This is a genomic window from Pseudomonas sp. 300 (genome assembly GCF_055803035.1).
In genome coordinates this window covers 3964926-3973494 of sequence record NZ_JAVLRV010000002.1, presented here as the reverse complement: position 1 = coordinate 3973494, position 8569 = coordinate 3964926, and the positions used below count along the sequence as shown (strand labels likewise).

General features: G+C 61.5%; 9 protein-coding genes. 4 read left to right on the top strand and 5 right to left on the bottom strand.

Going from position 1 to position 8569, the window contains the following annotated elements:
• Positions 1-93: 93 nt before the first annotated feature.
• The 3 genes from Q7W83_RS24805 to Q7W83_RS24795 form a co-directional block, all read right to left on the bottom strand.
• The gene (locus Q7W83_RS24805) at positions 94-735 is read right to left on the bottom strand and encodes an oxidoreductase (protein WP_150630361.1); all 642 of its coding nucleotides are present in this window, start codon (positions 733-735) and stop codon (positions 94-96) included.
• Between the two features lie 27 nt (positions 736-762).
• Entirely contained in the window at positions 763-2481 is a 1719-nt protein-coding gene (locus tag Q7W83_RS24800; RefSeq protein WP_150630362.1) for a C13 family peptidase, read from the bottom strand.
• 103 nt (positions 2482-2584) lie between these two features.
• Positions 2585-3040, bottom strand: coding sequence for a MaoC family dehydratase (locus Q7W83_RS24795; RefSeq protein ID WP_084319697.1), 456 nt, complete (start codon positions 3038-3040; stop codon positions 2585-2587).
• A gap of 183 nt (positions 3041-3223) precedes the next feature.
• Here Q7W83_RS24795 and Q7W83_RS24790 point away from each other — a divergent pair, with 183 nt between their 5' ends.
• Genes Q7W83_RS24790 through Q7W83_RS24780 form a run of 3 tightly spaced genes read left to right on the top strand, consistent with a single transcriptional unit; the run spans position 3224 to position 4900 of the window.
• On the top strand, positions 3224-3586 hold the full coding sequence (locus Q7W83_RS24790) for a CidA/LrgA family protein (RefSeq protein WP_150630363.1): 363 nt from the start codon (positions 3224-3226) through the stop codon (positions 3584-3586).
• A complete protein-coding gene (locus tag Q7W83_RS24785; protein WP_084319699.1) occupies positions 3583-4299 on the top strand; it encodes an LrgB family protein in 717 nt (238 codons plus the stop codon). Before Q7W83_RS24790 ends, Q7W83_RS24785 begins: the two co-directional genes overlap by 4 nt.
• A 10-nt stretch (positions 4300-4309) precedes the next feature.
• On the top strand, positions 4310-4900 hold the full coding sequence (locus Q7W83_RS24780; protein ID WP_150638411.1) for an LON peptidase substrate-binding domain-containing protein: 591 nt from the start codon (positions 4310-4312) through the stop codon (positions 4898-4900).
• Here Q7W83_RS24780 and Q7W83_RS24775 read toward each other — a convergent pair whose 3' ends face one another.
• Together Q7W83_RS24775 and Q7W83_RS24770 are read right to left on the bottom strand one after the other, a co-directional pair.
• The gene (locus Q7W83_RS24775) at positions 4901-6217 is read right to left on the bottom strand and encodes a bifunctional DedA family/phosphatase PAP2 family protein (protein WP_150630365.1); all 1317 of its coding nucleotides are present in this window, start codon (positions 6215-6217) and stop codon (positions 4901-4903) included.
• Between the two features lie 191 nt (positions 6218-6408).
• Entirely contained in the window at positions 6409-7107 is a 699-nt protein-coding gene (locus Q7W83_RS24770) for a DNA-3-methyladenine glycosylase (RefSeq protein WP_150630366.1), read from the bottom strand.
• Positions 7108-7296: 189 nt separating this feature from the next.
• On the opposite strand from Q7W83_RS24770, the gene Q7W83_RS24765 reads away from it, so the two are divergent.
• Positions 7297-8568 (top strand): glutamate-5-semialdehyde dehydrogenase, encoded by a 1272-nt coding sequence (locus Q7W83_RS24765; RefSeq protein WP_150638409.1) that lies wholly within the window; start codon positions 7297-7299, stop codon positions 8566-8568.
• Position 8569 lies beyond the last annotated feature (1 nt).

The following is an 8569-nucleotide window of genomic DNA, read 5'->3' as shown; positions in this document are numbered from 1 at the left end:
CCCTTGTGGGAGCCAGCCTGCTGGCGATGACGGCGACACAGAACAAATGTGGGCGCGAGCCAGCTTGCAATGATTCATCCCTGAATCAGCCAATTACTTGCCGAGCTTGCGCAACTCATCCGACTCGACAATCCGCACCCCATCCTGCTCCTCCAGCGCCAGCCGCCACATCGCCCGAGCCAGCTGACAGGCTTCGATGCCGTGGTATTTGCCCGGGATCAGGCGCGACAACGGTCCGGCGAACTGTTCGGCCAGGCGCGGCTCGATACGATCACCCAGTAACACCGAAGGTCGGCAAATGGTCAGTTGTGGCCAGTTTTGCGCGCGCAATGCGTACTCCATCTCGCCTTTGACCCGGTTGTAGAAAACCGAGGACCTGCGATCGGCCCCCAGGGCGCTGATCACGATCAAGTGCCGCGCGCCCATTTCCCGCGCCCGTTTGGCGAAAGCCACCACCATGTCGAGGTCTACTGCGCGAAACGCCTCTTCCGAGCCGGCCTGTTTGATCGTGGTGCCAAGACAGCAGTACGCGATATCAACGCGACCGCTCAATTGTGGCAGGAACACGGTCGGGTCGCCGACCGGGTTTTCCAGATGGGGGTGCTCGGCCAGTGGCCGGCGTGAGGGGGCCAATACGCGTGTGATCGTGGGCTCGTTGAGCAGGCGATCAAGCAAATGTTCACCGGTCAGGCCGGTAGCTCCGGCGAGCAATACGTGCTGAGGCGTCAAGTACATAGTGTTCCCCCCTTGATACTGTTCAGCTTAGTTGCTCTTTGCATCCTCGTTGCTGATAGAGACACTTTGTAGCGCTTTTCGTGCCTGCTGTTTGCGTAACAGCTGCCAGTGGGAGAGTACGGTTTTCGGCGCCCAGATCTGCGGTTCAGAGGCTTCGAAGCTGTCTGCCAGCTCACGCTCGGCCACGCTGGCCTTGGCCAGTTTGAAGGCTTGTTCAAGATCGTCGGTCTGATTCAGGGCCTGGGCGAACAGCGCATCGCCGAAGTACGTGAAGTTGGCTTCCTCCGTGCACCCGAAGGACACGCGGTCGGCGCGCGCAGCTGTCATGATCAGGGTGCGTTCGTCCTTGAGGGCCGGGATGAAACCACCGGAGTAGCAAGACGAAATCACGATGATCTTGTCGCGGTTTTTCAGCGGGGCGAGCACGGCAGCGAGTTCGTCGGCCGGCAGGTCGGACAGCTCCATACGCGGCTGATCGAGCACGAGTTCGTGTTCGCTGGTGCCGTGGCTGGTCAGGTAGATGAAGATCAAGTCTTCCGGACCGCTGCGTTCGGCCAGCGTGAGCGCGGCGCGGCGCAGGTTTTCCCGGGTGGCCATGGGCCGATCGACGAGATGGTCGCGATGGTTCACCAAACGAATCTGGCCAAACGCACCGAAGCGGCTGGTCAGCATGTTGCTGACGTAGTCGGATTCGCGCAGGAACACGCTCTGCTTGCCGTCACCGCCGAGGGTCAGGGTGTACAACTCGATCGCCGGGGTCGAGGCGGGCACATTGGCCAGCGCGTCTTCGAGCAAGCGGCCTTGGGCCAGCAAGCCGAGTTCGAGGCTGTCGGGTAGCAGCTTGCCGTCGGCATCGCGTACTCGCTGGCCATTGACCCACGTGCCGCTCTGCACGGTGCCATCGGTCAACACCAGCGTGCCGCGGCCCTGATAACTGTCGCCGTCGAACTGGCCGATGTAGAAACTTCCATCAGGCAAGTTCAGCCGGCCCTGGCCGGTGAAACGCCAGTCGCTGAACTGGCCGATGTAGTGGCTGCCGTCGGCACCGATTAGTTCGCCCTTGCCGTTCAGCGAGCCTTCCTTGAACTGACCGAGCCAGACATCGCCGTCGGCGTTTTCGTAGCGGCCCTTGCCGTGCAGTTGGTTGTTCTTGAAGCCGCCGACGTAGATATCGCCTTCAGCGCTGTTGAACGTCCCGTTGCCTTCCAGCTGACCGTCCTTGAAATGGCCGGTGAACTGATTGCCGCTGGCGTCGCCGCGCTGGCCTTCCCCGTTGGGTTTGCCATGGGCGAACTGACCTTGATACGAACTGCCGTCTTCGAGCTCCAGACGTCCGAGCCCTGAATATTGATCGGCCTTGAACTCGCCGCGATAGGTCATGCCGTTTTCTTTGAGGGTGCCTTCGCCTTCGCGCCGACCCGCCTTGAAGCCGCCGGTGTAGCTGCTGCCGCTGGTGGTCAGCGTGCCCTGGCCGTCGAACAGCCCCAGGTTGAAATTGCCGCGATACACTTCGCCGTTGCTGCCGTGCCATTCGCCCGGGCCATGCCATTGACCCTTGTCGAAACTGCCGGCGTACCAGCTGCCGTTCGGGTAATCGACGCGACCCTGACCTTGCAGCAATCCGTTGACCAGGTCGCCGCGATAGCGTCCGCCGTCCGGCAGGCGCGCATCGGGCGGCAACAGCGATTCGCCGTCGCCGCAAGCGGTGAGCATCAGGGTCAAGGCAATGAGTGCAAGTGAGCGCATAGCGGGATCCGGGCAATTAGGCGACCGAGTATGCCGCAGCTCTATGACTTAGATATAGAGAGAGGTCGCGAAACAGCGTGAGCTGCTTCGCATCCGGGAGGGTTTACACGAAGCAGAGTGACAGCGGCTCGGCGATATAGGCCGGTTTGTCCGAACCTTCGATCTCGAGCGTGGCGGTGGCCTTGAGCAGCCATTGGCCGGGTTTCTTCTCGGTGACTTCGTTCATGTCGACCTTGAGGCGAACCCTGGAATTGACCTTCACTGGCTGGATGAAACGAACGCTATCCAGACCATAGTTGACCACCATCTTTGCCCCTTCAGGCAGGATGAGGATGTCTTCCATCAGTTTCGGGATCAATGACAGCGACAGGAAACCGTGGGCGATGGTGCTGCCAAATGGCGTTTGCGCGGCTTTGACCGGGTCGACGTGGATGAACTGATAGTCCCCTGTGGCTTCGGCGAACAGGTTGATGCGCTCCTGATCGATGGTGAGCCATTCGGAACGTCCAAGTTCCTTGCCGACATAATCTTTGAGCTCTGCAACGGGAACATAGGGCATTGAGACTCTCCTTGGGTTCATCGGTTTTATAGTTTTGAGTTGGGGGGATTTGACCTCCCGGATTACCACTTTAGATCAACATGGCAAATTGCTCCGGTCAACCGACCATGCTTTTGGCGAATGCCGGTCTATAGCGTTGGCATGCTTATAATGCCGGGCGCGATTTTTCGGGGGAGAGGACGGATGTTGTTACGTGGCCTGACCTGGCTGGTGTTGTTCCAATTGCTGGGCACCGCCATCAACCATTTGTTTTTGCCGGTGCTGCCGGGGCCGATCATTGGCTTGCTGCTTCTGCTGGTGTACCTGATCAGCCGTGGCCAGGTCGGCGAACCGCTGAGCCTGGCGGCCGGCAGCCTGCTGCGTTACCTGCCGTTGCTGCTGGTGCCGCCGGCGGTGGGCGTGATGGTTTACGCCAAGGACATTGCCGCGGACTTCTGGGCCATCGTCGGCGCACTGGTGTTGTCGCTGCTGCTGTCCATGGCGTTCGCCGGCGTGCTGATGCAGCGCATGGTCAAGCGCCACGCGCACCGCGAGGACTCGCAATGATCTTCGACTGGCAGGGCGCCTGGGCGTCGGTGATTCATCACCCGTTGTTTGGCATCGGCATCACCCTCGGCGCCTATCAGCTGGTGTTGGCGGCGTTCGAGAAAACCCGCTGGATTTTTCTGCAGCCGGTGCTGGTCTCCATGCTGTTGGTCATTGGTGTACTGGTCGGCTGCGGCCTGACTTATGCCGAGTACCGCAAGAGCACCGAGATCCTCAGCATTTTGCTCGGTCCGGCCACGGTCGCGCTGGCCGTGCCGCTTTACCTCAATCTGCGGCGGATCCGGCAGTTGTTCTGGCCGATATTTACTACGCTGGTGATAGGCGGTGTCGTCGCCACCGGCATGGGCGTGTTGCTGGGTTGGTCGTTTGGTGCCGAGCACATGATCCTGATGACCATGGCGCCGAAGTCAGTGACCTCGCCGATCGCCATGCTGGTGGCCGAGCAGATCGGCGGCGTCGCGGCGCTGGCGGCAGTGTTTGTGTTGATCACCGGCGTGATCGGGGCGATCTTTGGTCCGAGCCTGCTGAACCGGCTCGGCGTCCACAGCCCCGAGGCGCGCGGCATGGCGCTGGGCATGACCGCTCATGCGGTGGGCACGGCGGTGGCCATGCAGGAAAGTGAAGAGTGCGGCGCCTTTGCGGCGCTGGCGATGAGTCTGATGGGCGTGGCCACGGCGGTGTTCCTGCCGTTGGCGGTGTCGATGGTGGTGTAAGGAAATGTCTATGAGCTTGCCGCTTTTCCCGCTGAACACGGTGCTGTTTCCTGGCTGCATCCTCGATTTGCAGATCTTCGAGGCGCGCTACCTGGACATGATCAGCCGCTGCATGAAACAGGGCGGCGGTTTCGGCGTGGTGTGCATTCTCGACGGTAAAGAAGTCGGCATCGCTCCGGCAGGTTACGCGCTGGTCGGTTGTGAAGCGCTGATCACCGATTTCAAGCAACAGGACAACGGTTTGCTGGGTATTCGCGTGCAGGGTGGGCGGCGTTTCCACGTGTTGCGCACCGAGGTCCAGCGCGATCAACTGACCGTCGCCGAGGTCGAGTGGCTGGAAGACGAGCCGGAGCAACCGTTGCAGGATGAAGACGCCGACCTCGTCGCACTGCTCAAGGCATTGGCCGAACACCCGATGGTCGAAGCGCTGAACATGGGCACCGAAGCGACCGGGCAACAGTCGCTGGCCAATCAGTTGGCGTACCTGTTGCCGTTCGCCGAAGTGGACAAGATCGACCTGCTGCAACTCGACGATCCGCAGCAGCGACTGGATGCGATCCAGGCGCTGCTCGATGAATTGCAGGGTGAGTTGTTCGCCTGATCAGTAGGCGTATCGCAACATCGCGTGGGGCAAATGTCGCAGCGCGAAGAACCCGAATAATGCCACCATCGCCGGCAACACCAGCCACCAGACCTTGGGTGGCATGGCATTGAGCGGGGTCTGGCGCTGGATCAGCCCCAGGCTCGCCGCACAGACACACGCCGCCAGCATGGCGCCGGCCAGTACGTCCGTTGGCCAGTGCGCGCCCAGGTACACGCGCGACAAGGCAATCGCCAGTGCCGGCAGGCAACCGACCAGCAACCAGGTCAGGCGCATCCGCGGCGGTTGTCCGCGACCGGCCAGAACGGCGAGTGTCAGGAACAGCGCAAAAGAGCCCGAGGCATGGCCACTGGGCATGCTGTAGCTGACCAGTGGATCACTTAGAACCTCCGGGCGCACGCGGGCGAAAAACTGTTTGGTGAAGGTGTTGCCCAGTGCGGTGACGAGCAGGGTGCTGCCGACGAAAATCGCCTGTCGCCATTGCCGGGTCAGCAACAGCAACACGGTCAGCAGGGCGCTGAACAGCAGCATGTTGCGGAATTCGCCGATCAGCGTGAAGGTCACGGCCACTTCATCGAGCATCGGGCTGCGGTGCTCCTGCACCAGAGTCATCACACCCTGATCGAGAGCGGTGAGGTGCGGGTAGCCGATGAACAACCCGGTCAGAATCAGCACACTCATGCCGGCAATCAGCATCGTAGCCTTGCGATGACGGCGCAGGCTGCTGGTCGCGCTCAGGCCGACCATCACCGCGATACTGCCTGCGACGATCCCGGCCTCAGGCCAGAAACCCTCCGGCAATGGCAAGCGAATCGCCGCCCCCGTGGCCCAGCCGGGCAGCAGATAGGCGACGCTCCAGCCGGCGGCGGCCAGCAGGCTTACGGCGACGAAGCGCGGGAAGGGCATGTCGAACATCCCGGCAACCATCGGCAGCATCGGCCTGAGTGGTCCGATGAATCGTCCGACCAGCAGGCTGGCGATGCCATAGCGTTGGAAGTAAGCCTCGGCCCCGGCGATCCATTCCGGGTGGTGACGCAGACCGGGCAGGCGCCGGATGTTCTGGTGGAAATGTCGCCCGACAAAGTAGGAAACGATGTCGCCCAGCACCCCGGCGGTGAATCCCAGCAGCAAGGTTTCGCTCAACGAGAGCGCGCCGCTGCCGGCCAGCACCGCGACGGCAAACAGCAACACCGTGCCGGGTACGATCAAGCCGGCAATCGCCAGGCACTCCACGAAGGCCACTATGAATACTGCGGCGGCCAACCATTGCGGGTTGACCGTCAGCCATCCGGTCACGCTATCGAGCCATGGGCCCATAAAAACAACTCCATTGAATATTCAGATGGTCCCCGTGGACCCGCGCACATCTCGAAGCACAATTGAATCCTGTGGAGCGGGCTTGCCCGCGATAGCGGTATAACAGGCGACATTGATATCAGTCTGCATGGCCTCATCGCGGGCAAGCCCGCTCCCACAGGGATTGCGGAGGCTTAAAGTTCTTTGATTGTTCATGTCAGCACAAAATAATCGCGACCTTCGACCTGTCCCCGCCGCAGCGGGTTCCGCGTGCAATACGGCGCGTAAGCCGCATCGACGAAGCGGTACATCAGGTGCTCATCGCGGCCGTGGGGAATGCCCAGGCGCGTGGTTTGAATGATGTGGCCCGGCTCCGGGCCGACATCTTCCACTAGCAGCACTTCATGATCGAAGCGCTTCGCGTCCCAGACCGGCACCTTCAACCCCAGCGCCTTGCACAGCAGCGTTTGCCCGGCACAGAGCTTTTGCGACGGGCGAGGGCGGCCCTGGGCATCGGGATTGTTCAACAGCATCTGCGCCAAGCTCGCCGGGCCGCTCAATTCATCGACCCATGGATACGCGGATTTGATCAACACAGCATTGCCCGGACCTTCAGCGCTGAAATTCAGGGAATCGCCGCCACGGGCGTAATACATATAGATGTGGCCGCCATCCAGAAACAAAGCCTTACGCTTTTCCGTGTAGCCGAGCGAGGCATGGCTGCCTTTTTCTTCGAAGTAATAGGCTTCGGTCTCGATGATCCGGGCGCTGAGCCACAGTTCGCCGACCCGATGCCGGATGACTTTGCCGAGTAAATCCCGGGCCAGCGTTTGCGCATCCCGGTCGAAAAACGCGTCCGGGAGCCCGATGGGCAGGCCCGCAGCGGTCGCACGAACAGTCAGGTTGGTCATGATGAGCGGCATTTATCACAGCTGATTGAGTCGTGATGATAACAATTTGCAGCTTAATCACGGCTGAACGTCGGCAAATTGGCCTCCATTTCGACCATCCGCCCGTCACCGCTGTTAGTCAGGGGACGCGACAGCTATAATCTGCCGCTTTACTCTTTACCAAGACCTTAGCAAAGACCGCCACCGACCATGACTGAGTCCGTTCTCGACTACATGACCCGCCTGGGTCGCGCCGCCCGCGAAGCGTCGCGCATCATCGGCCGTGCCAGCACCGCGCAGAAAAACCGCGCCTTGCAGGCGGCTGCCAATGCGCTGGACGCCGCGCGTGCCGAGCTGACGGCCGCCAATGAGCTGGATCTGGCTGCGGGTCGAGCCAACGGTCTTGAGCCTGCGCTGCTGGAACGTCTGGCGCTGACCCCGGAACGCATCGACGGCATGATCGTCGGCCTGCGCCAGGTGGCCGCGTTGCCAGACCCGGTCGGTGCCATTCGCGACATGAGCTTCCGTCCGTCGGGGATTCAGGTCGGCAAAATGCGCGTGCCGCTGGGCGTGATCGGGATCATCTACGAATCCCGGCCCAACGTGACCATCGACGCCGCCAGTCTGTGCCTCAAGTCCGGTAACGCGACCATCCTGCGCGGCGGTTCCGAGGCGATCAATTCCAACCGCGCCATCGCCGCCTGCATTCAACGCGGTCTGGCCGAAGCCGATCTGCCGGCCGCCGTGGTTCAAGTGGTCGAGACCACTGACCGTGCCGCGGTGGGCGCGCTGATCACCATGCCTGAATACGTCGACGTCATCGTGCCCCGTGGTGGCCGAGGCCTGATCGAACGGGTCAGCCGCGACGCTCGCGTGCCGGTGATCAAGCATCTGGACGGCATTTGCCACGTTTACGTCAGTGCCCACGCGGATCTGCCGAAGGCCCAGCGCATCGCCTTCAATGCCAAGACTTACCGCTATGGCATCTGCGGTGCGATGGAAACGCTGTTGGTGGATCAAGCCGTTGCCAAAGATTTTCTGCCGTCGATGGCTGCCCAGTTCCGCGAAAAAGGTGTCGAACTGCGCGGTTGCGAGCGCACGCGGGCGATCATCGATGCCGCAGTGGCCACTGAAGACGACTGGCACACCGAATATCTTGCACCGATCCTTTCGATCCGCGTGGTCGACGGGCTGGACCAGGCCATCGAGCACATTAACAAGTACGGCTCCCATCACACCGATTCGATCGTCAGCGAAAACCTTGCCGACACCCGGCGTTTCGTCGCGGAAGTCGACTCGTCGTCGGTGATGATCAACACCCCGACCTGTTTCGCTGACGGCTTCGAATACGGATTGGGTGCCGAGATTGGCATTTCTACTGATAAGCTGCACGCCCGCGGCCCGGTGGGTCTCGAAGGTCTGACCTGCGAGAAGTACATCGTGGTCGGTGATGGCCAGTTGCGCGGCCAGGCGACGGTCTGAC

Excerpts from the sequence above, each read along its gene's own strand:
- Q7W83_RS24805 (WP_150630361.1), bottom strand. The coding sequence starts at position 735 with ATGTACTTGACGCCTCAGCACGTATTGCTCGCCGGAGCTACCGGCCTG.
- Q7W83_RS24800 (WP_150630362.1), bottom strand. The coding sequence starts at position 2,481 with ATGCGCTCACTTGCACTCATTGCCTTGACCCTGATGCTCACCGCTTGC.
- Q7W83_RS24795 (WP_084319697.1), bottom strand. The coding sequence starts at position 3,040 with ATGCCCTATGTTCCCGTTGCAGAGCTCAAAGATTATGTCGGCAAGGAA.
- Q7W83_RS24790 (WP_150630363.1), top strand. The coding sequence starts at position 3,224 with ATGTTGTTACGTGGCCTGACCTGGCTGGTGTTGTTCCAATTGCTGGGC.
- Q7W83_RS24785 (WP_084319699.1), top strand. The coding sequence starts at position 3,583 with ATGATCTTCGACTGGCAGGGCGCCTGGGCGTCGGTGATTCATCACCCG.
- Q7W83_RS24780 (WP_150638411.1), top strand. The coding sequence starts at position 4,310 with ATGAGCTTGCCGCTTTTCCCGCTGAACACGGTGCTGTTTCCTGGCTGC.
- Q7W83_RS24775 (WP_150630365.1), bottom strand. The coding sequence starts at position 6,217 with ATGGGCCCATGGCTCGATAGCGTGACCGGATGGCTGACGGTCAACCCG.
- Q7W83_RS24770 (WP_150630366.1), bottom strand. The coding sequence starts at position 7,107 with ATGACCAACCTGACTGTTCGTGCGACCGCTGCGGGCCTGCCCATCGGG.
- Q7W83_RS24765 (WP_150638409.1), top strand. The coding sequence starts at position 7,297 with ATGACTGAGTCCGTTCTCGACTACATGACCCGCCTGGGTCGCGCCGCC.